This is a genomic window from Polynucleobacter sp. Tro8-14-1 (assembly GCF_018881655.1).
Lineage (GTDB): Bacteria > Pseudomonadota > Gammaproteobacteria > Burkholderiales > Burkholderiaceae > Polynucleobacter.
Genome location: NZ_JACVPX010000002.1, coordinates 123,769 through 145,253, shown reverse-complemented (window position 1 = coordinate 145,253; position 21,485 = coordinate 123,769). Strand labels below are relative to the sequence as shown.

17 protein-coding genes are annotated in these 21,485 nt (G+C 45.7%); 11 read left to right on the top strand and 6 right to left on the bottom strand.

All coding sequences use genetic code 11. The features are described 5' to 3' along the window. Nucleotides 1-11: 11 nt before the first annotated feature. The 8 genes from ICN34_RS03140 (at nt 12) to priA (ending at nt 8,899) form a co-directional block, all read left to right on the top strand. A complete protein-coding gene (locus tag ICN34_RS03140; protein ID WP_072582048.1) occupies nt 12-482 on the top strand; it encodes a F0F1 ATP synthase subunit B in 471 nt (156 codons plus the stop codon). A 1-nt stretch (nt 483) separates the two neighbouring features. Beyond that, a complete protein-coding gene (locus ICN34_RS03135) occupies nt 484-1,020 on the top strand; it encodes a F0F1 ATP synthase subunit delta (protein ID WP_072582049.1) in 537 nt (178 codons plus the stop codon). A gap of 45 nt (nt 1,021-1,065) precedes the next feature. Next, the gene (gene atpA, locus ICN34_RS03130) at nt 1,066-2,607 is read left to right on the top strand and encodes a F0F1 ATP synthase subunit alpha (RefSeq protein WP_072582050.1); all 1,542 of its coding nucleotides are present in this window, start codon (nt 1,066-1,068) and stop codon (nt 2,605-2,607) included. Between the two features lie 17 nt (nt 2,608-2,624). Next, on the top strand, nt 2,625-3,494 hold the full coding sequence (gene atpG, locus ICN34_RS03125) for a F0F1 ATP synthase subunit gamma (RefSeq protein WP_072582051.1): 870 nt from the start codon (nt 2,625-2,627) through the stop codon (nt 3,492-3,494). 55 nt (nt 3,495-3,549) lie between these two features. Further along, complete coding sequence (atpD, locus tag ICN34_RS03120; RefSeq protein WP_072582052.1) at nt 3,550-4,950, top strand: F0F1 ATP synthase subunit beta; 1,401 nt, start codon at nt 3,550-3,552, stop codon at nt 4,948-4,950. A 12-nt stretch (nt 4,951-4,962) separates the two neighbouring features. Continuing rightward, nucleotides 4,963-5,379 carry a F0F1 ATP synthase subunit epsilon gene (locus ICN34_RS03115; RefSeq protein ID WP_215321259.1) on the top strand — a complete coding sequence of 139 codons (417 nt, stop codon included), beginning with the start codon at nt 4,963-4,965 and terminating at the stop codon, nt 5,377-5,379. 9 nt (nt 5,380-5,388) lie between these two features. Beyond that, nucleotides 5,389-6,507, top strand: a complete 1,119-nt coding sequence (gene hemE, locus ICN34_RS03110) for a uroporphyrinogen decarboxylase (RefSeq protein WP_216120863.1) — start codon at nt 5,389-5,391, stop codon at nt 6,505-6,507. A 265-nt stretch (nt 6,508-6,772) separates the two neighbouring features. Continuing rightward, nucleotides 6,773-8,899 (top strand): primosomal protein N', encoded by a 2,127-nt coding sequence (gene priA / locus ICN34_RS03105; protein ID WP_216120740.1) that lies wholly within the window; start codon nt 6,773-6,775, stop codon nt 8,897-8,899. Nucleotides 8,900-8,912: 13 nt separating this feature from the next. Here the strand turns inward: priA and gcvH are convergent, their stop codons facing one another. Further along, nucleotides 8,913-9,305, bottom strand: a complete 393-nt coding sequence (gene gcvH / locus ICN34_RS03100) for a glycine cleavage system protein GcvH (protein ID WP_072582056.1) — start codon at nt 9,303-9,305, stop codon at nt 8,913-8,915. 79 nt (nt 9,306-9,384) lie between these two features. Between gcvH and ICN34_RS03095 the strand changes: the two genes are divergently transcribed. After that, nucleotides 9,385-10,029: an MBL fold metallo-hydrolase gene (locus ICN34_RS03095; RefSeq protein ID WP_216860748.1), complete on the top strand. Its 645-nt coding sequence runs from the start codon at nt 9,385-9,387 to the stop codon at nt 10,027-10,029. A gap of 40 nt (nt 10,030-10,069) precedes the next feature. Here the strand turns inward: ICN34_RS03095 and ICN34_RS03090 are convergent, their stop codons facing one another. The 4 genes from ICN34_RS03090 to ICN34_RS03075 all read right to left on the bottom strand — a co-directional run bounded on the left by ICN34_RS03090 (nt 10,070) and on the right by ICN34_RS03075 (nt 13,713). Continuing rightward, nucleotides 10,070-10,255, bottom strand: a complete 186-nt coding sequence (locus tag ICN34_RS03090; RefSeq protein WP_041396810.1) for a hypothetical protein — start codon at nt 10,253-10,255, stop codon at nt 10,070-10,072. Nucleotides 10,256-10,295: 40 nt separating this feature from the next. Beyond that, a complete protein-coding gene (locus ICN34_RS03085; RefSeq protein ID WP_370623952.1) occupies nt 10,296-11,438 on the bottom strand; it encodes a fatty acid desaturase in 1,143 nt (380 codons plus the stop codon). 408 nt (nt 11,439-11,846) lie between these two features. Beyond that, the gene (locus tag ICN34_RS03080) at nt 11,847-12,728 is read right to left on the bottom strand and encodes a nucleotidyl transferase AbiEii/AbiGii toxin family protein (RefSeq protein ID WP_216120739.1); all 882 of its coding nucleotides are present in this window, start codon (nt 12,726-12,728) and stop codon (nt 11,847-11,849) included. Further along, nucleotides 12,703-13,713: a type IV toxin-antitoxin system AbiEi family antitoxin gene (locus tag ICN34_RS03075; protein ID WP_216120737.1), complete on the bottom strand. Its 1,011-nt coding sequence runs from the start codon at nt 13,711-13,713 to the stop codon at nt 12,703-12,705. Before ICN34_RS03075 ends, ICN34_RS03080 begins: the two co-directional genes overlap by 26 nt. Nucleotides 13,714-13,892: 179 nt before the next feature. Between ICN34_RS03075 and ICN34_RS03070 the strand changes: the two genes are divergently transcribed. Together ICN34_RS03070 and ICN34_RS03065 are read left to right on the top strand one after the other, a co-directional pair. After that, a complete protein-coding gene (locus ICN34_RS03070; protein WP_216120735.1) occupies nt 13,893-16,934 on the top strand; it encodes a hypothetical protein in 3,042 nt (1,013 codons plus the stop codon). After that, a complete protein-coding gene (locus ICN34_RS03065; protein ID WP_216120733.1) occupies nt 16,935-20,570 on the top strand; it encodes a hypothetical protein in 3,636 nt (1,211 codons plus the stop codon). Here the strand turns inward: ICN34_RS03065 and ICN34_RS03060 are convergent. Beyond that, the gene (locus ICN34_RS03060; protein WP_216120731.1) at nt 20,561-21,484 is read right to left on the bottom strand and encodes a hypothetical protein; all 924 of its coding nucleotides are present in this window, start codon (nt 21,482-21,484) and stop codon (nt 20,561-20,563) included. The two genes, ICN34_RS03065 and ICN34_RS03060, sit on opposite strands and share 10 nt — an antisense overlap. Between the last annotated feature and the right edge of the window lies 1 nt (nt 21,485).

Genomic DNA, 21,485 nt, shown 5'->3' with positions numbered 1-21,485 from the left:
AAAGGAATATCGTGAATCTGAACGCGACCCTATTCGCGCAAATGATCGTTTTCTTCGTCTTATGGTGGGTTGTTGCACGCTTTGTGTGGCCACCGCTAGTTAAGGCGTTAGATGAGCGTTCAAGCAAAATTGCTGATGGTTTAGCTGCTGCCGAGCGTGGTAAAGAAGCTCTCGCATTAGCCAGCAATGAAGCTGAGCAAGAATTAACTAAAGCACGTCAAGAAGGTGTTCAACGCGTTGCTGAAGCTGAAAAACGTGCACAAATGTCAGCCGAAGAAATTCGCGCTAACGCACAAGCTGAAGCCGCTAGAATCATTTCTCAAGCGCAACAAGACGCAGCCCAGCAAGTTACTCGTGCCCGCGAAGTTCTGCGCGCTGAAGTGGCTGTTCTCGCTGTTAAAGGCGCCGAGCAAATTTTGCGTCGCGAAGTTGATGCAAAAGCTCACGGCCAGTTGCTTGATCAACTAAAGGCAGAACTTTGATATGGCTGAATTAGCCACTATTGCACGTCCTTATGCGGAAGCGCTTTTTCAAAGCGCCAAGCCGGCTGAGTTTGCAGGCTGTTTGGAGCAACTAAACGAATTGGCACAGCTTGCAGCTTTGCCAGAAGTTGCTGCTTTATCAAACAATCCAAAAGTATCCGCTGACGATTTGAGCAAGTTGCTTTCTGGCATGGTGAAAACCAAGCTAGACCCTAAGGTTGCTAGCTTTTTGAATCTTGTGAATCAAAACCACCGCTTAGCAGCTGTTCCTGAAATTGCTCATCAATTTGAAGCAATGAAGAACAAAAGCGAAGGTGCCGCAGAAGTAAACATTACTAGCGCATTCCCTTTAGAGGGTTCTGCGTTAAATGATTTGTTGTCAAGTTTGAAGAAGCGCTTTGGGGGTAAAGAATTGCGCCCAACTATCCAAATTGATCCAACATTGATTGGCGGAGTTCGCATTCAAGTTGGCGATGAAGTAATGGATAGTTCAGTTAAGGCCCAGTTAGCTCAAATGCAAGCAAGTCTTGGCGCATAAGTGATCCCTATTAAGAACATACGAAATAAGACCCAGGAGTAAGTAATGCAACTCAACCCTTCCGAGATCAGCGAGCTGATCAAAAGCCGAATTAGCGAATTGGGCGTTGACTCCCAAGTTCGCAACGAAGGCACTGTAATTTCAGTGACCGACGGTATTTGCCGCGTACATGGCTTGTCAGGCGTTATGCAGGGCGAAATGTTGGAATTTCCTAACAACACTATCGGCCTTGCATTAAACCTTGAGCGTGATTCTGTTGGTGCCGTAGTGTTGGGTGAATACACTCACATTAAAGAAGGCGACCCAGTGAAATGTACGGGCCGTATTTTGGAAGTTCCAGTTGGCCCAGAGTTGCTCGGTCGCGTTGTAAACGCACTCGGTCAGCCTATTGATGGCAAAGGCCCAATCAATACGAAGTTAACTGACTTTATCGAAAAAGTTGCTCCAGGAGTTATCGCACGTCAATCCGTTAGCCAGCCAGTTCAAACTGGTTTGAAGGCGATTGATGCGATGGTTCCAATTGGCCGTGGTCAGCGTGAGTTGATCATTGGCGACCGTCAAACTGGTAAGACTGCAGTTGCGGTTGACGCGATCATTAACCAAAAAGGTAAAGGCGTTTATTGCGTTTACGTGGCGATCGGTCAAAAAGCTTCCACTATTGCTAACGTTGTTCGCAAGCTCACAGAATTGGGCGCGATGGAGTACACAGTTGTTGTTGCAGCGAGCGCTTCTGAGTCTGCAGCGATGCAGTACCTCTCTGCTTACGCAGGCTGCACCATGGGTGAATACTTCCGAGATCGCGGCGAAGACGCTTTGATTGTTTACGATGACTTAACTAAGCAAGCGGTTGCTTATCGTCAAATCTCCTTGTTGCTCCGTCGCCCACCAGGCCGCGAAGCTTATCCTGGCGATGTGTTCTACCTCCACTCACGCTTACTCGAGCGCGCTGCACGTGTAAATGCTGAGTATGTTGAGAAGTTCACCAATGGCGCCGTAAAAGGTAAGACTGGTTCATTGACTGCATTGCCAATCATTGAAACCCAAGCTGGTGACGTTTCTGCATTCGTTCCAACCAACGTAATTTCAATTACTGACGGTCAGATCTTCTTGGAAACTGACTTGTTCAACGCTGGTGTGCGTCCTGCGATTAACGCCGGTATTTCTGTTTCCCGCGTTGGTGGTGCTGCACAAACTAAAGTGATTAAGAAATTGTCTGGCGGTATTCGTACCGACTTAGCGCAATATCGTGAATTAGCAGCGTTTGCTCAGTTCGCATCTGACCTTGACGAAGCAACCCGCAAGCAACTCGAGCGTGGTCGTCGTGTTACTGAATTGTGTAAGCAAGCTCAATACAAGCCACTCCAAGTTTGGGAAATGGCCGCTTCACTTTATGCTGTTAATAACGGCTATTTCGATGATCTCGAAGTGAAGAATGTATTGCCATTCGAAAAAGGTTTGCAAGATCATTTGAAATCTAAATTCGCTGACTTAGTTGCGCGTATTGAAGAAACCAAAGATTTGAGCAAAGATGACGAAGCTGCATTGCGCGCTGCCATTGAGGATTACAAGCGTTCTGCCTCTTTCTAAGAGGGCTCGCATAAATCATGGCAAGCACAAAAGAGATACGATCTAAGATCAAGAGCGTGCAAAACACGCGCAAGATCACGAAGGCAATGGAAATGGTCGCCGCATCCAAGATGCGGCGCGCCCAGGAGCGTATGCGTAATGCGCGCCCCTATGCTGAAAAAATTCGTGAGATTGTTGCCAACCTTTCTAAAGCAAATCCAGAGTTTCGCCCTGCTTACATGGCGACTCGTGAGGTGAAGAAAGTTGGCACGATTTTGGTTACAACAGATAAAGGCTTATGCGGCGGTTTAAATACCAACGTCTTGCGTTTGATTGCTAACCAAGTGCGCGATTTGCAAGAACAAAATATTGAGATTGCGTACACCGCAATTGGTTCAAAAGGCTTGCAATTTTTGAATCGCTCAAAAGCAAAACTGATTTCTCAAACAATCCAAATTGGTGATACACCACATATGGATGTTTTGATTGGCGCAATTGTTGCCCAATTAGAAGCGTTTGAGCGTGGCGAGATTGATGCCGTTTATTTGGCATTTACCCGCTTTGTAAATGCAATGAAACAAGAGCCTGTTTTAGAAAAACTCTTGCCTTTGGAGCCAGAAGCTTTGACTCCACAAGAGAAAACAGGCAATTCTTGGGATTACATCTACGAACCTGATGCAGAGTCTATTTTGAATGGCCTGCTTAAGCGTTACGTTGAAGCAATGATTTATCAGGCAGTTGCTGAAAACATGGCTTCTGAGCAGTCTGCACGTATGGTCTCTATGAAGGCCGCTTCAGATAATGCGAAGAACGTAATCGGCGAATTGCAATTGGAATACAACAAAACACGACAGGCTGCTATTACTAAAGAGTTGTCAGAAATTGTTGGCGGAGCGGCTGCGGTTTAAGCGGTCAGCGTTTAGGAATACGAAAGAATTCAGGAATTAAAAGCGGAGAAATGCGATGAGTAACGGAAATATCGTGCAATGTATCGGTCCAGTGGTGGACATTCAGTTCCCACGCGACAAAATGCCAAACATTTATGATGCTTTGACATTAGTTGATAGCGGTGAAAAATCATTTGCTGAAAAAGGTTTGACCTTTGAAGTTCAGCAACAAATTGGTGACGGCGTAGTTCGCGCTATTGCCATGGGCGCAAGCGATGGTTTGCGTCGTGGCATGGAAGTGAAATCTACTGGCGGTCCAATTTCTGTGCCTGTTGGCCCAGCAACACTTGGGCGCATTATGGACGTTTTAGGTCGCCCAATTGATGACGCAGGTCCGATTGCAACTGAAGAGCGTCGTGCTATTCACCAGCCAGCACCGAAGTTTGATGAGCTTTCACCTTCTGTGGACTTGTTAGAAACTGGTATTAAGGTTATTGACTTAGTTTGCCCGTTTGCTAAAGGCGGTAAGGTTGGCTTGTTCGGTGGTGCGGGTGTTGGTAAGACCGTGAACATGATGGAGTTGATTAACAACATCGCTAAGCAACACTCAGGTTTATCAGTGTTCGCCGGTGTTGGTGAGCGTACTCGTGAAGGTAATGACTTCTACCACGAGATGAAAGAATCTAACGTTATCGACAAAGTAGCGATGGTGTTTGGTCAGATGAATGAACCTCCTGGCAACCGTTTGCGCGTTGCGTTAACTGGTTTGACAATGGCTGAAGCGTTCCGTGACGAAGGCCGTGACATTTTGTTCTTCGTTGACAATATTTATCGCTACACATTGGCCGGTACTGAAGTTTCTGCGTTACTCGGTCGTATGCCTTCTGCTGTGGGTTACCAGCCTACATTGGCTGAAGAGATGGGCAAATTGCAAGAGCGTATTACTTCTACCAAGACTGGTTCCGTTACCTCTATTCAGGCCGTTTACGTTCCTGCGGATGACTTGACCGATCCGTCACCAGCTACAACCTTCTTGCACCTTGACTCCACAGTTGTGTTGTCACGTGATATTGCTGCATTGGGTATTTATCCAGCGGTTGATCCATTGGATTCCACTAGCCGTCAGCTCGACCCACAAGTAGTTGGTCAAGAGCACTACGAAGTAGCTCGTGAAGTACAGATGACATTACAGCGTTACAAAGAGTTGCGCGACATTATTGCTATTTTGGGTATGGATGAGTTGTCACCTGAAGATAAGTTATCTGTATCACGTGCTCGTAAGATTCAGCGTTTCTTGTCCCAGCCTTTCCACGTTGCCGAAGTGTTTACTGGTTCACCAGGCAAATACGTTCCATTGAAAGAAACTATTCGTGGTTTCAAAATGATCTGCAGCGGCGAATTGGATCACTTGCCTGAGCAAGCGTTCTACATGGTGGGTTCAATTGATGAAGCCATCGAGAAAGCCAAGAAGCTTTAATCTAGGGAAATTATGTCAACCATACGCGTCGATGTAGTGAGTGCTGAGCAGTCTATTTTCAGCGGGGAAGCCAAGTTTGTTGCACTTCCTGGCGAAAGTGGAGAGCTCGGCATTTTGCGCGGCCACACTCCTTTGATTACACGTATTCGTCCAGGCTCAGTTCGTATTGAAAAAGCTGATGGTGATGAAGAGTTTGTTTTCGTAGCAGGTGGCTATTTAGAAGTTCAGCCAGATCGCGTTACTGTTTTAGCGGATACCGCTATTCGCGGACACGATCTTGATGAAGCTAAAGCGATTGAAGCTAAGAAACGTGCTGAAGAAGCGATGCAAAACCGTGGCACTGATTTTGATTTGGCTTTGGCTCAATCTGAGTTTGCAATGGCGGCTGCACAGCTAGCTGCAATTGCTCGTTTCCGTCGTAAAAAGTAATAGCCGGTCATCTCCTTGCTGTTAAATGATCGGTTTTTAAAGGCCTGCTTGGGCGAAGCGGTTGATCAAACACCGCTTTGGCTCATGCGTCAAGCCGGCCGATACCTCCCCGAGTACAACGCTACTCGCGCCAGAGCTGGAAGTTTTTTAGGGCTCGCAAAAAATCCTGCATATGCGACTGAAGTAACCCTTCAGCCTTTAGATCGCTATCCGTTGGATGCGGCGATTTTGTTCTCCGATATTTTGACAATCCCTGATGCCATGGGATTGGGCTTGAAATTTACTGCTGGTGAAGGCCCAAGCTTTGAGCATCCTCTTCGCACTGAAGAGGCAGTTAAGAAATTGCGTGTGGCCGATATGGATCAGCTCAAATATGTATTTGATGCGGTTTCAGAAATTCGGAAAGCATTGATACAGGATGGCAAGCAGCGTGTTCCATTAATTGGTTTCTCGGGAAGCCCGTGGACATTGGCGTGCTATATGGTTGATGGTTCAAGTGCCGATGATTTTCGTCATGCCAAAACGATGATGTTTAGTCGTCCTGACTTGATGCAGCATATCCTTGATATTAATGCTCAGTCAGTGGCAGCCTATTTGATAGAGCAAGTTAAAGCAGGCGCTCAAGCTTTGATGATTTTTGATACTTGGGGTGGAATGCTGCCAGATGGCTGGTATCAAAAAATGTCTCTGGCCTCAATGCAAAAAGTGATTTCTTTATTGCCACGCGAACATGAAGGCAGAAAAATTCCAGTAATCATGTTTACCAAAGGCGGCGGGATTTGGTTGAACGATATGGCGCAAGTTGGTGCTGATGTTATTGCCATTGATTGGACAATGTCGCTGAGTCGCGCACGCAAACAATTGCTGGCATTGAACAAGCCATTGGCATTGCAAGGTAATTTAGACCCGCTTATTCTGTTCTCAGAGCCAAAACAAATTGCGCAGCAAGCAAACCTCCTGCTTGAGGATTTGGCGAGTGCTCCAGCCCTTAAATCGGGCTTACATCCTCTAGACGGACATGTCTTTAACCTAGGGCATGGGATTTCTCAATTTACCCCTCCTGAAAGTGTTACGGCTCTCGCCGAAGCGGTCATTGAGCGCTCAAGGGCTCTCAGGACAAAGTCGTAATACTGAGTGATTGCTAACTTGCCGCTAGGATTTTTGGCGAAAGTTATGCACAGATAGCGGTAAAATTCGAAATTCAGTGAGATTGCGAATAAAGATGAAAATTCACTTTCGAATATCTTTGTAAGTTACTGATTTATATAAATAATTACTAAAAAGCTTTAAAAGGGTGCAGAATCCGAAAGCTGATAAATTAGCTTATAAATCAGAATCCTCGGATGATATCCACAGACTTATCCACAAGCAAACTAGAGATTTGAAGTAAATCATGCCCCCTCCAATCGTTGTCCAAGTTGTTGTTGATAAGCCCCTTGCCCAGGGCTTTGACTACTTGTGGGACGAAGAGGCATTAGGGTGCGACCCACAAGTGGGGGCAATAGTTGAGGCTCCCTTTGGGTACAGCTCACTGGTGGGATTGGTAATTAAAGTAAGTGCTCACTCAGATTATGAACTAGATAAATTAAAAGGGGTAAGCAAGATTGCGCCCCTTCCCCCCTTGGACCCTGCAATATTGAAGTTAATGAACTTTGCCAGCCAGTATTACATTCATGCGCTAGGCGAGACCATTATTCCCACCATTCCACAGATGTGGAAAAAGCCTGATGATTGGGAAAAGATCCCCAAGAAATTAGCTGCAGATCAAGAAAAGCAAAAGAAAAAAAACAAGCTAGAGGCCGTTGAGGGATTTGTTGATGAGGCCCAGCTGAACGATGGTCAAAAACTCGCCTTAGAAAAATTACGCACTATTCCTTCGGGAGAATTCAAAGCAATACTGTTGCAGGGACAAACTGGTAGTGGAAAGACTGCTGTATTTTTAAATTGGTTGAGTGGTATTTTGGAGGATGCGAGTGCACAAGTATTGCTCTTGGTCCCTGAAATTAATTTAACGCCACAGTTGGAGCGCAGAGTGCGTACTTATTTTCCAGATAAAAAAATGGTGGTGCTTCATAGCGGTGTCAGTGAGAAAGTAAGAGGCATTGCTTGGTATGAGGCGATGACTGGTCAGGCCCAAATTATTTTGGGAACAAGATTGGCTGCATTAACCCCCCTTCCTAATCTACGCGCCATTGTTGTGGATGAAGAGCATGATCCATCTTATAAACAGCAAGATGGTATTCGTTACTCTGCAAGGGATCTTGCGATATGGCGTGCCCACGACCTTAAGATACCGATCTTATTGGCCTCTGCTACACCATCGCTTGAGACTTGGATGGCTGCCAGGGCTGGTCGTTATGAATATGTTCGCCTAGATCAGCGCGCTCAAGGCGCAAGTTTGCCAAAAGTGCATTTGATCAATACGCGCGATCCACAAACGCAATTTAGTCCGGGTGATATAGAGAAGCCAAAATCCAAAAGCCTGATTACTAAAACCCTTGCGAATGCGGTTAGTCAGAATCTAGAAAATAAGCAGCAAAGCTTAATACTGATCAACCGACGAGGTTATGCTCCAGTGCTTAGCTGTGGCGCTTGCTCATGGCTCTCAAGATGCGAGCAATGCAGCTCCTATATGGTGCTGCATAAAGCTGGAGCATTAAGCAGGAAATCAGTTTTAAGTTGCCACCATTGCGGCTTGGTTAAATCGATTCCAAACCATTGCCCTGATTGTGGCAATGCCGACTTGAAGACCTTGGGACAGGGAACTCAAAAGATTGAAGATGCTATTGAGGAGATGTGGCCGGCTGCAAGAGTGCTGCGAGTCGATACAGACTCCAGCAGAAAGAGTAAGGGTGCCGAAGAGCTCTTTCAGGAAATTCACGAAGGCAATGTCGATATTGTGGTTGGGACCCAGATGATTGCCAAGGGGCACGATTACCAAAATATTGGCTTAGTAGCTGTATTGGATGCTGACAGCAGATTGTTTTCTCAAGATTTTAGGGCTGCAGAGCGATTATTTGCACAGCTAGTTCAGGTTGCAGGACGGGCTGGGCGATCCAATAAGGATGGTGAAGCAGGCGGCGCTATTTATATTGAAACCCAGTTCCCAGAATCTGCGGTTTTTCAGTTTTTACTGCGCCATGACGTAGATGGGTTTTTAAGCTTTACGGCCAATGAAAGAAAAGAAGCGGGTTTGCCGCCATTTGCCTATCAGGCTCTCATCCATGCTGAGGCTAAAAGTTTAGATAAAGCAATTCAGTTTTTGAGTGGTTTGAAAGGATATTTAAAGTCTCGGGGCCACATCAATAAAGGCCTCAGAGTCTATGATCCAGTACCTAAGGCGATGATGCGAGTAGCTGGATCGGAGCGCGCTCAACTTCTGGTGGAGTCTGATGATCGAAAAACCCTGCAAGAAATCTTAGAGGCGATGGATCTTTATTTGCGAGAGAACTCTCAGGGGCGCATTAGTAAAGAAGGGCGCATTCGTTGGTTAATTGAGCGCGACCCTATTTCAATCTGATTGATTTCAGATATCAGGCGCCAGGGCCCGCGTTATATATTTCTGGGGTCAGGAGTTGATTGAGTTCTTCGTTAAGAATTTCATCGGAGGCGGGTTTGATTTTGAATAGCCAAACACCGTATGGATTTTCATTGACGATCTCGGGTGATGCATCCACTGCTTCATTGAGGGCAACAATCTCACCGCTTACTGGCGCATGAATATCACTGGCCGCCTTCACTGACTCAATAACGGCAATAGCCTCCCCCTGCTTTACTTGTTGCCCAAGCTTTGGGGCCTGAAAGAACATCACATCGCCTAGCGCCTCTTGCGCATGATTACTAATACCAACCCAAACTAAGCCATCATTTTCCTGATCGGCCCATTCGTGAGTTTCTGCAAATTTAAATGTATCTTGGCTATTCATTGTTTTATCCTTTAGGTGCATTTTATGCCGACTCCCCTAAACTAGCTTTCCCCAATGATTCACTTAACTATTTGTACGTATGCCAATTAAATTAGGAATTGTTCCTGTTACTCCGTATGAGCAAAATTGCTCGATTTTGGTTTGCCAGGAGACTGGCGATGCTGCTGTCGTTGATCCTGGCGGGGATATTGAAAAGATCCTTGAGGGCGTTAAGCAGATGGGTGGCAAGGTTAAAAAGATATTACTGACGCATGGACATTTAGATCACTGCGCGGCCGCCAAAGACTTGGCTGATCAGCTTGGTGTGCCTATTGAGGGGCCACAAGAAGAGGAGCGTTTTTGGATTGATCAGCTGCCAGAACAAACAGTGCGTTTTGGTTTTGGGCATGCCAAAGTTTTCGAGCCTGATCGTTGGTTAAATAATGGCGATCATGTGCAGGTGGGAAATATTGATCTAGAGGTATTTCATTGCCCTGGTCACACACCTGGTCACGTTGTATTTTTTGACAAAGAAGATCGTCTTGCAATTGTGGGCGATGTTTTATTCGCGGGCTCAATTGGCAGAACTGATTTTCCGCGTGGTAATCATGCAGATTTAATTAATGCGATTAAAACCAAATTGTGGCCCTTGGGAGATGATGTACAGTTTGTTCCTGGTCACGGACCAATGTCGACGTTTGGTCAAGAGCGCAAAACGAACCCCTATGTGGGAGATGGCGCGTAGCTAATTAATGAATCTAGCTATTTGAACTACAAGTGAGTAATTAGGTTTTTGCTGAACCGGTACGATGCGTACGGTTGTAGAGGCAACTTGCGCAAATCCAACGTTGTTTGCGATTGCTTGTCGGAATCCATGTGCCACCCTCAAGTCGTTTTTCACGGCTGCAAGAAGAGCAAAATTTCAGGCTCTGGGAGGTTTCTTGGGTAGCTGCTGGAGTCGATGTAGTCATGGGTAATCCGGGTAAGGCAAATCTTATACAGAGATCTATTTTACCCGTTTTGTCCCGCTGGGGCTGGGGTTAGCACAACCCGAACCGAATCAGCCGTTTTGTTGCCGTCAAAATCTAACCAGGCCTTGTTTTCAAAGTCATAGAGCTTGCACTTACGCGCAGTATCAAAATACCAGCCCCAAGAGAACTTTTGCACAAAAATACGGTCTGGAAGGATCGTTTCTAGGGTCTGTTGGGCCTCTGGCAGGCGATAAAGCGGTACGCTCATATCCACATGGTGCGCAGTGTGCTCCATGATGTGGTGCATCAATTTGCCCCAAATCCAGTTAAAAGTCAGGTGAACGGTTGTGGATACAAACGGCTGGGCGCGTAACCACTCCGATTTCTTGTCATACCAAGAGACTTTTGGATGGGTGTGGTGCACGTAAACCACAAATCCAATCATGCCGTTCCAGAACAAGAATGGCACTGCAAAGCCAGTGATCAAGCCAATCCAAATAGATTGCCCGGTAGCAATGGCCCCAGCAATTAAGCAGCCAATCCAAACGATTGCAAATGCGGTAACAAGCAAATTGTCTTTTAAGAAAATGGGACGATCACCAGGTTTGTTTTTTGCATTTGGGAAGTACTCACGTCTCCACCAAATTTCAATGAGGTAATAAAAAACAGGGCCCCAGCCGCTACGGTAAAGGCGCTCTAGAGCCTTACGCAACGGGGGAAGTGCGTCGTATTCTGCTTTTGATAGGGGTGCCCATACAAAATCAAAACCCTTTAGATTGGTTTGACCGTGATGTACAACGTTATGACCAACATCCCACAAGCTATATGGTGTGAGAGATGGCAAGAACGCAATACGACCTAACACTTTGTTCAGTTCGCGATTGGGTGTGTAACTTTGATGGCAAGCATCGTGACCCAATATAAAGATGCGACCTGTTACAAAACCGGCAATCAAACCAAAAACAATTTTGAGCAACACGCTCTCTACGAAGATTGTTCCTGCGATACAGCCAAGCCAGAGGAAGGCATCGATTGCTAGGAGCATGATTGCGCGCCCAGTTTCGCCCTGTGCCATCGGGATTAGCCAGCTTCGAATGATTTTTCGATGCGGTAATGGCGCCTCTGGGTGCAAAGGATTAGTTAGGGAAGGCTCTGAAAGGGCGGTATTTAGATGTGTAGACACGATAAGAATCAATAAGTTAGGTGCAAATGATAGCGGTTTTCGCAATTTCACGCATGATGTAGGTCAAAAACCCCTTGATTTTTGGCGCGCCCGGCAGGAATCGAACGCTTCGGAGACCTCAACCGACAAAAAACATACAAATACTTTAAATAACTGTACATTGTCTAAAACGTCTTAAGCCCATATAGATAAAGGCTTTAGAGTTAAAAACTTGTTTTTATAGAGACTAAAAACAACGTTTAATAGCGGTTAATTTTTCAAGTAGATATTTCTCGAATAATTCGCAAAATAGGCTTGTTAGACCCCTAGCCTCAATGCTCAACAACCTTATTTTACGTTAAACGGCGTTCGTAAATATTTTATCAACCCCTGCTATTAAGGCGGTTATCAGTGCGGAGCTATTGTTTATCACTTCGAGCTAAAGCCTTTATAAAAGAGATCAAGATAAGCATGAACCTTCAGCACAGAATCCTCATCGCCGATGGAGAGGCTACTGCTGGTTAGTTGGTCGGTCAGTCGTCGTCTTAGTGTGGAGTCTGAAAATATAGCATCGATACCCTGCTTGGTTGAGTCTAAGCAAATCTTGGCAACATCTTTTCCCAACATCTGAATACCTGCCAACTCTGGGTCATATTCCAATGATTCTAGTAGCGCCATTTCCTCCGTATAAATGCGATCCTCATTTCCGGCGTCGTGATAGCTTTTGGCGATAAGAAGAAAGTCGACGGCATCTTTACCTTGGTTTTCTTGGCCCCGGTCTTGCCAGGCAATTAGCTTGAGTGCGGCCATGCCCGCTAGCGATGCAACCCGTATAGAGAAATTCTCAGCAATCTTTAGCAAAATAGCTGATCTTAGGGCCTCAGAAAATCCAGAGACGTTCATAACCACATTCATTTCGGGTGGCCATTCAATCGTTGAATCTAAATTTTCAACTCCGCCAAATGGAATGAGATCAAGTGGTGTGGAGTATTGGTCCTGCGGTCTTTTAAAGTGCATTTTCTGTGGTGCCTTACCCTGGGTAAAGCAGCCCATGGAAATCAAGCTTGATTTAAGTTTGTCAAACTTAGCCCAGTCTTCTAAGCAGATGCCCAGATCAAGATCATAGGTGGCCTGTCCGGTTCGCTTGTTAAATACATGCCCCAAGATAAGATCCCTTGCCTGGGCTCCAGCTAAAAAATAGTCAATATTTAAAGACCGTGCCACGTCATCAAAAATTCGTAAGATGGCCAAATGCTCCGCTTTTAAAGGGCGGTCAGGGCTAATTTCAAGCTTGAGTGAGATATCGGTCATAAATTAGTCTAGCTGTTTCAATATTGCGTGGATTGGTGGTGGCCAATAAATCTGCATATACCAGTAGCGCCGGCACAACTCCGTTCATTTGCAGTTCTGTATCTACTGCCCAAAAGGCTTCCAAAATTTCAATATCGCCGTTAACGTCAGGGCGCAGCCGATTTTCTACAATGAGTCGATCTAGGTTTTTACGGGCATAAATGGTGATCTTTGCAGGCTTGAGATAGCCGGTGAGCTTTTCTGCCGCGACTTCCCCGCCCCAATAGGCGTCGTACTGCTCAATATTGACATCTCGATACCAATCTTCTTTGGCAGCAGTAAAGCGACGTGCATTTAATTTTGGTCGTAATTTAATGGGGTAGTGAGCCACCCATTCCTCTTCTAGTCGTTTCTTATCAAGAATTCGCCGTGGACCTAAGTCAGTAGGAGTGAGAAAACCGCGGTTTTCTAAATTCGTTAATACGGGGCCTACAGTTCCAAGAGCTACTTTGGCAAAAGTGGCTATTTCGCGATAAGTTTGGGGGGTGATTATTTTTTGATTAAGTAATGCAAAGACAATTTTTAACCCGCCGGTTGTTAAGGCTGTGAATTCTGGCTTTTCATGAGTGCGCTCTGGACGAGCTTGACCAACAACATATACAAATAGCCCCGGAGTCATAATATAAGCATTTCCAGCTTCATCAATGAAGGGCAAATCTAGCTCGCGACACTGGGTTGCAATTTCTTTGGTGATATAGGGAGCTACAAGCAAAACGGGCTTTGTACGAGTTCCTAGCTCTCTGATATGCGTAAGCGTTTTGAAGCGATCGATCACCCCCTTAATTTCCGCCTCAAAATGAACGGGGTGATCAGGGGTTTGAATAGTTAACAAGGCATCTGCTGGCCCTCCTTCCCAAACATGGTGGATCTGTAGGCCAGTAGTTCTCTGAAAAGCATCAATTGCTTTAGCGAGAATGAGTTGTTCTTTAGTTTCTAGGTTCATCATTTTGTACGTAAAATTTAAATGTTCACGTTACGTGAACGATATGATTAATTGAACGCACCCCACTTGTGTTCAACGTATTTTATTGTACACGTTACGTGAACAATAGTCAATACTGAACAAACAAGATTCAGTCAAATTGCTTGATTTGCAAACCGTCCTCTTTCGGTTTAAATGGTGGAATGGGAAAATCAGGAAAAAGCAAAAGATCTGTTATTCGGATTTATGAAGAGAGCCCTGAGATTGAATTATTGCGAGAGCAATTCCCACCCCGCGCAAATTTACAAGCTGACGAAGTCGACCGACTATCTCGAGAGGACCTTAATCAATTTCTCTGGTTAGTTAGGCCAGAGCCTAAATTTCGGGCATTAGCACCAGCAATCGGTCGCCTTGCAGCCGTGTGTAAGGAAATGCAAAAACCTGAAACTGGAGGCCCAAAGATAGACTGGGCGCTTCTCTTGCGCGTGGCTAATGAGATTTACCGATTGGGTATTTGGGCCCACAAGGTAAATCCATCTCTTTTTGAAAATATGGGGGAATCAGATGATGCCGTTTCGGGCAGCCTCGAGGACGCTAGCGGTAAACCTCCCGTCAATCCAATTTTGCATCACGGATCTTCAGCATTTCCAATTTACTCAATATTAAGTAACGATATTTGGCTCAAGGGCGTTATCGATGCTGCGGACAGGCAAGACGACCCCAGGATGGTTGCCATGCGTCGATTGGCCGGATTTGCCATTATGCGAAATTTGGAGCTGCTCGACATTACTAGGCAAATGCAAACAATTGAGGGTGAAGAGGAATCTGCCTTAAAGAAGATTACTGCAGTGCAGCAAAAATTTACAGATCCTGTGTTGTTCCAGTGCGTGGATGTTGAAAAAGATCGATATCACTTTTACTTTGTGGGGGTTGAGCAAGCGATTCGGGAGTGGTCGCGGGATTGGGAGGGTGTTGATGAGGCAAATCAGTTGTTTCAATGGGCGCAATTGCCTTACCCCAAATTTAAAGAGCAGTGTCTTGACGAGTATTTGCATTTACAAGGCGCTCCCGGTAAAGAAAAAGTCACATTAACTAAATCACAAGCAAAGTTCAAATCGGTTTGTAGGGCATTTTCTAGTAGCGTTCGCAAATCAAAAATGAGCACATCGAAGCCTGGCTCTGGAGAGCGCTCAAGGGAAAAAGAAAATCCCGGTATTCAGTACCACGGCCTATATCGAGATATTTGGCTTAGTGAGGGTGATCTTCGGGGTAACGAGTTTGAGATTATTCCCATTGATGACGCTACCATCACCGATGAATACATCGAAACACTAATAGAGCCTGGCGACGATGTTGGCGAAGAAATCGAAGATGATCGATCCGATGCGCCCCAGTTAAGGTGGGTTGCCCCGCAGGTGGGCAAGAGTCGGTTAGAGCTTGAAAGAGATTCTAGTTATACGCAACGGTTTATAGCTAAGCTTAACCAGCGATTGTATTGGGGCACCAATGTCGCTTCCTGGAAAGAAATGGACCTGTTCAAAAACTATTTGGACAGTCTTGAGAGTGCGCTCAAGGGCGGCAACCAAGATGCATCAGAGCGAGCCACCCAATTGAGCGCAATTATGGCGCTGCGCCTAATGTATATCTTGGGGATCGATATTCACACGGCATTGGACGCGCAAATCATCTTGCGAGAGCGCGAGACTTGGCGCAGCGCCTATTCAAATTTTGAAGTTGGGGATGAGTTGCCTAAAGGTGATAAACCCAAATTGGGTAGCCAAACCTTGCACTTAGTAAAAGCCAATGCAATGCCCGTGAATCAGCCTCCAAGCTATATTTATTTGTGGAGATTATCGGTTCCCAATTACGCTTGGTCTGAACTGGTCAATGTGCAGGCAGAGGAGTATGCGCCACACCTAGGGGCGATTGTTTTTCGAGACCTGTCGGGTGTGGCTGGCCAAATAGCAGCAGCCAATTCCCAAATATCAGAAACGCCCTCTCCCATATTTGCTCCCAGTGCACGACTGGAAATTGAAAAAAATTGTGAAAGCTTGCTTGCTCAATTTAATCGCGAGATGGATTTATATAAGGCCAAGCGCCCGTTGACCTTGCTGAAGATCAGGGAGTGGAGCAAGCACCAAATGGTTGCGCAGAAATACGATCCAAAACTTCTAGATGTTTTAGATCCCCATACTCCAAGGGCTTTTAGGTCGGATTCACATTACTACACCCATAATTATTTTAAAGAAACAAGGCAACTAGGTTCTATTGATAAGTACTTAGAGGCCAGCATGGATGTGGGTGATATTCATGGGGCCTCGGTCTCTGAAAAGAAGCCAGAAGGTATTGCCAACCTCTCTTCAAAGAGAACGCTGTTGCTTGGCGGCAATCCTAGTCAGACTGAATTTAGAAAAATGAGGCAGAGCGTGGTGGGCGCCACGGGTTTGGTTGCCGTTGATGGGAAGGGACATCCACAAGCCTTGATTGAGCACATACAAGAATTAAAAAAGCAGATTGATATTCCGCGCTTGGCAAACGGAAGGGCTCAAGACTACAAGCAATTTTGTGATGCCTTTAATCAACTCACCCTCTATTGCGCGCTTTGGTTTGCATGTGAAACTTCACAGCGTCCGCACCATCTTCCTTATGTGGACATTGCCTCAGTCGATCCATTTTTGGGCCTTACTCGTATCGGCGATAAAACCAATCGCGCCGGTGATCGGCTACGAGTCATTTGGTTAAGCCCGTTATTGCAAAAGCAAATGTGGGTATATGAACAACTGCGTCGCAAGTTGCTTAAAAAATTGTCCCCCGATGTCACGCAGCATGCTTTGTATGGGGAGTTAATCTGGCTTGAGCCGGTGGTGCCTGTTTCAAAAAAACAAAAGAGCAATAAGGGAGGCACCCCTAGCTTGGCCGCGCTGCCATTGGCCATTGAAAAATGGAGCGCGACTAAAATGCGGCGGCACTTTAGAGGCTATATTGAAAGCTCGATTGTTGCTCAGCCCAATTTTCACCGTAAGCTCATGCCCGCCTTATTAAAAAATCTGGGCATGAGTCAGGTGGATATCAGCACTTGGCTTGGTCATTGGCAAGCGGGTACAGCGCCCTTTCATCAGTTTAGTTCTCATAGCTATTTAGAGTACATCGAGCGGATCGAAAACCCCATTCAAAAAACTATCAAGGGTTTGGGTTTTGAGCTTGTCACGTTGGCCATGCCAGCTTGGCCAAAGGAACAAAAGTAAGTGAGCGCTAAACCAACTGCCGCTAAAGAGGCGCTAAAGGCGCAAGAGGTAATGTGCGCCCAATTAAGGGCCCATCTGCGCGCGTTACCAACCAACCCGCATTTACTTGCAATCATTACGCAGATTGCTCGTCCCCACCAAGATGCCAATCAAATCCTAAACACTTCTCCTGAGCAGATTGGTGCAATGATTTGCTCCAAGATTCGCGAATGTATTGAAAAAGAATACTTGGCTAGGGGCGAGCTCTCTCAGATTGGTTGCGCTCTATTGGGTATTTCTCGGCAAGCTCTGGACGCCTCTTTACAAAAGGCGGTACAAGGCCACTTCCTACCAGATGATCAGTTACGCAGTGTGGATACGTTGCGCCTGGAAAATCCTGCCCACTATATGCCGGGTGTGCAGACGCTTTTCAAAGCGCTCTTTAGTTTGTCCGATGGTTTTCTAAGTTGGAAAAAATGGCTATTTGATGTGGTTGATGCGGATCTTGCGGATCTCTGCGCCCAGCAAAAACTCGAGTGGCCTGGCCTGGGAACTATTGAAGTTGTTTTGCCAGAACCCAATCCTTATCGACACTTTGATCGCAAAAAAGCAGGAGCAGGTTTACCTGCTGGGGTGAAAAAAGAAAGGCTGGAGAAAGAAGCGCAGCAGGCGTTGGCACTTCGCCTCATCATTGCGGCCTTTACCAATCAGCGTTTTGGAAAATTTGATTGGGAGGCATTACAGCCAAAAGCACAGTTTGGTGGTTATCTATTTAGCGCCATCGTTTTTTCTGGGGTGCAAGATTTGGGGAGGCTTAAGCAAATTACAGAACTTAGCCTGGCTAAGGAGGCGTTAGATGCGCCCTATTCCAGTCTGCTGTTGCCTCGCAATCAAAAGCTACGAATGGATGCCGCTTATGTCGCTCTTGAAAAGGCGCGCAAGGAAAGTAAGAACAAAGCACCTAGACATACGAAAGAGTATGGACCCGATCTCTCGCGCTGGATCGCTGATCCACTGACCGCTGCCCTGCATTCTCACTATCGAGAAAATTGGATCTTTACCGATCGAGGACCTAAGTTTGCAAGTGAGTGCTTGAAGGCATTTATGGTGGCGCTAAAAGGCGAGTTGCGCATTCAAAAAACAGCCAATGAAATGGGGATGGATGAAGAGGCTTTGTTTGAAGCAATTGATTTACTCTCCACACGCAAGGCATTGATGTATGCCACGCAATCTTGGCAAGAAGATACCTTACCTACATTTATTGCCCGCTATTTGGCGGGAAGAATTTCTACCAAAGATCTGCAGATTGAAAACTTGCTTCAACTAGGCATGTCAGATGCGAAGATGCCAACAGCCAAAATCGCAAAAGAAAATCTTGATGATGCTTGGTCTGATAGTGAAGATGAGATCGACGTTCGGGAAGGTGAAGCCGAAAGCCAGGCGCTCTCTCCAGTGGCGATGCAGTGGATTGAGCAAATCCTTGAGGCTATCTCGCACTTGAGTTACGAAGTCCCGCCAAGCCAAGAGCGATGCTTGGGCGCGATCGAGGAAATAGAAAAGCGCTATCAACTGTCCGAGCAAAGATTGACTCGCAGCTTATTGAAGTGGGCTCGTCATTTAATTACGCAAGACTGGGCATCCAAAAGCCTCACCACAGAAATACTCACGAGCTATCTCCAGCTAATATTGCCGCTGGCTATGGCCGCTTGGGATTTAGATGAAGGCTTGGATGAATTTAGATCTGAAGATTGGGGCGAAGAATTCGTAGAGCTTTACGTTCAATTAACAACACCAAAAGATCAAAAAATCTTTAAAGCAGCTTGGGAAAGTTTGCGAAAAAGTCAGTTAACCGAAGCAGAAAAAGGCTTAAGACCTGAATCACAAGTTGATGTTGGTTATTTAACGGAGCTTGAATTTCGCTGGGCTCAGATTGACCTTTACACAGTTGCTTGTCGTAAGTTACCGACTGAATATAAGAACGCCTGCCTGATCATTTTCACGCTTGGCTATCGCTTGGGCTTACGAAGATCTGAGGTGCTTAAGCTAGCCACTAGCCATGTGCATATCAAAACAGGCTGGCCCACTGAAATTTCCGTACAGTGGTGGAAGCATCGCCGCTTAAAGACAGCCTCTTCAGTGCGCATACTGCCTGTCGAGGCTCTGCTTGATCCCAGAGAATTGAACTGGTTAAAGTTGTGGGCTGCTGCTCGTGAGCAAGGCGCTTTATGTGTTGATGAGCTGATCAAAATTGAAGCGCCTGAACACAAAGCGAGCCCCTTAGGTGGACAAACCAAGTTGCCTGAGCCCGGGCTGTATACGGCAGATGAGCTGGAATTCTTATTCCCGGTACCAATGAGCGCTAAAGCGCGCGAGAAGAATTCCCTAGAAATAACGAGTAACACCGAGCGCGACAGAATCATTGACTATATTCATGAGTCGATGAGGCGGGTCACAAAAAATCCCTATATCCGCTTTCATCATCTCCGGCATTCAGCAGCGATGAATACCTTGATGCTTTTATGTGCGCCGCGATTGCCTAATTCTGAGCGCTTCATACTTGATCACCTTTATGGCAATACGGAAATCCAGGCGCGCATTGCGAGGGATCATGCGGCTGTAGGAATGGCAGATGGAAGTAATCCCATTTTGCAGATTAGAAATCTCAAGCGTCGTATGGGATATGCCCGTTATTTTTTACTCAATGACTCGAGGGCAAGTCCATCAGAGCTCTATGTCGTATCTACTTTGCTTGGGCACTCTTCGCCTGCAACGACTCTATATAGCTACATCCACGTGATTGATGTACTGACCGGCGCTTTTTTACATGAACGTTTGTTGCGCTTAAATCCGGGGTTACTAAATGCGCTCTATCCTGGCACTAAACGTAATTTAGATATCAGACGTAGGCGGTGCAAAACGCCATTTGATGACCCCAAGGCTGGGCTAGATAAAGTTCCGGTGTTACTCAATGAGGTGATGAGTCCAGGGCCAAAGATTCAAAAACAGACTTCAAAGCATTTAAACCTTGTGCAGATATTGAATCCTGATGCTGGGCGGGGGATTGAGTGGGCTTGCGATAGTTTCGAGAGGCTTGTAAGCGCAGATGAGAAGCGGTTTGCTAAAACGGCTGCGTTACTTGATATTCCGGAAGAGCTTGCTCATCACTGGATCAGCAATGCCACCGCGTTCACCAATCAAGCCGACCTATATGCATCAGATAGAAAGTATCTTTACGAAAATTTACCCGATCCCTTGCCCAAGGCTTTTATTGTCAAAAAGCCGCGTATGCGAGGGGGAATCAAGAAGGCTGATCAATGGCTTACAAAAGCAACCGCGTATTTTGAAATGCATCCTGACGATATCTTCTTATTGCTTGATTACGCCAAAGAGCGAATTAGAGCAAGGGCAGATGCGATTAAATTTACTCAGAAAGAATTGGGTATCGGCCAACATAAAAGGAAAAGCGCGGTTATTTCAAGCCCAATCAATGAGACCTATATGAGATTTCTGGATGCATTAGAAGTCGGCTATGCGCCCACTGGAAAAAATAGTCTGGTATTAAAGTGCGGAGGTAAGGCGGCGGATGATTTGCCATTTGCTTTTAGGCAGATGATGATTTTGTTGGGGGGTATTTTTATGTTTTATTATCAAGAGTGATTCTTCACCCAGCTAATTCCGAGGTTATTCCAAAGCAATTTAGAAATTACAGTTTGTCCAATCAAAATTGTGGCCAAATGATATGCGGTAAGAACCTCATTTTGTAATTTTTGATCACTTTCTAATGCTATAACATTAACACCTTGTCGCTTAGCTTCAGCAATATCAATTCTTCTGCCATGACTCTTGTGAGTGCTTGCATCATTGAAGTATCGAGCGATAGCTTGCGCTTTAGTGATTTTATTGGGCGATCTTTTTAGCATTCTATTTGCAAGCCACGATGCCACCATCCTCTCGCCATAATCTAATGCATACTCAGCTTCGACTAAAAGCGCAGGCCCAAGCGATTGTAGTATTGGGGCCCATGCATGAGCCAAAGCAAGGTCAGAGCTAATTTCCAATTTTGCCTTTGCAAATTGATCAACAATTGCTCGTGCAGATACAAATTTTCCTGAAATAGGAATTTGAGGATCTATTGGGCCTAGTTGGCTTGGTCGGCCCATAATTATTCTATTTGCTGACAGGCTGATCATCGTTCCAGCAGACATAGCAAAGGTGGGAATAATTACCTCTATATCCTTAAATTTACTATGAAGATATTGAACGATTGATTCGGCTGCATTCGTGACGCCTCCTGGAGTGTGAAGAATCAAAGTCAGCCCCTTATTGAAATCCATCCCATACAAACAGGACATGAATCCATTTATTTCTTCATAGGTAATTTGAATGGCATCGGGGTTTAAGTGTGGCTTCTGTAGGAAGGCTGAAGCATAAAAAAGAACATTCCTGTCTTTTCTGAGCTTTGAAATATTTGCTAATGCCGTTGTAAGATTGCTTACAAGCCACTGGTGTTTGATATTCGGGTCGGCAGAGAGGGAATTTAATTCGTCTACTAATTGAGACCACGCCGCCATA

Excerpts from the sequence above, each read along its gene's own strand:
- ICN34_RS03135 (WP_072582049.1), top strand. The coding sequence starts at position 484 with ATGGCTGAATTAGCCACTATTGCACGTCCTTATGCGGAAGCGCTTTTT.
- atpA (WP_072582050.1), top strand. The coding sequence starts at position 1,066 with ATGCAACTCAACCCTTCCGAGATCAGCGAGCTGATCAAAAGCCGAATT.
- atpG (WP_072582051.1), top strand. The coding sequence starts at position 2,625 with ATGGCAAGCACAAAAGAGATACGATCTAAGATCAAGAGCGTGCAAAAC.
- atpD (WP_072582052.1), top strand. The coding sequence starts at position 3,550 with ATGAGTAACGGAAATATCGTGCAATGTATCGGTCCAGTGGTGGACATT.
- ICN34_RS03115 (WP_215321259.1), top strand. The coding sequence starts at position 4,963 with ATGTCAACCATACGCGTCGATGTAGTGAGTGCTGAGCAGTCTATTTTC.
- priA (WP_216120740.1), top strand. The coding sequence starts at position 6,773 with ATGCCCCCTCCAATCGTTGTCCAAGTTGTTGTTGATAAGCCCCTTGCC.
- gcvH (WP_072582056.1), bottom strand. The coding sequence starts at position 9,305 with ATGAATAGCCAAGATACATTTAAATTTGCAGAAACTCACGAATGGGCC.
- ICN34_RS03095 (WP_216860748.1), top strand. The coding sequence starts at position 9,385 with ATGCCAATTAAATTAGGAATTGTTCCTGTTACTCCGTATGAGCAAAAT.
- ICN34_RS03090 (WP_041396810.1), bottom strand. The coding sequence starts at position 10,255 with ATGACTACATCGACTCCAGCAGCTACCCAAGAAACCTCCCAGAGCCTG.
- ICN34_RS03080 (WP_216120739.1), bottom strand. The coding sequence starts at position 12,728 with ATGACCGATATCTCACTCAAGCTTGAAATTAGCCCTGACCGCCCTTTA.
- ICN34_RS03075 (WP_216120737.1), bottom strand. The coding sequence starts at position 13,713 with ATGATGAACCTAGAAACTAAAGAACAACTCATTCTCGCTAAAGCAATT.
- ICN34_RS03070 (WP_216120735.1), top strand. The coding sequence starts at position 13,893 with ATGGGAAAATCAGGAAAAAGCAAAAGATCTGTTATTCGGATTTATGAA.
- ICN34_RS03060 (WP_216120731.1), bottom strand. The coding sequence starts at position 21,484 with ATGGCGGCGTGGTCTCAATTAGTAGACGAATTAAATTCCCTCTCTGCC.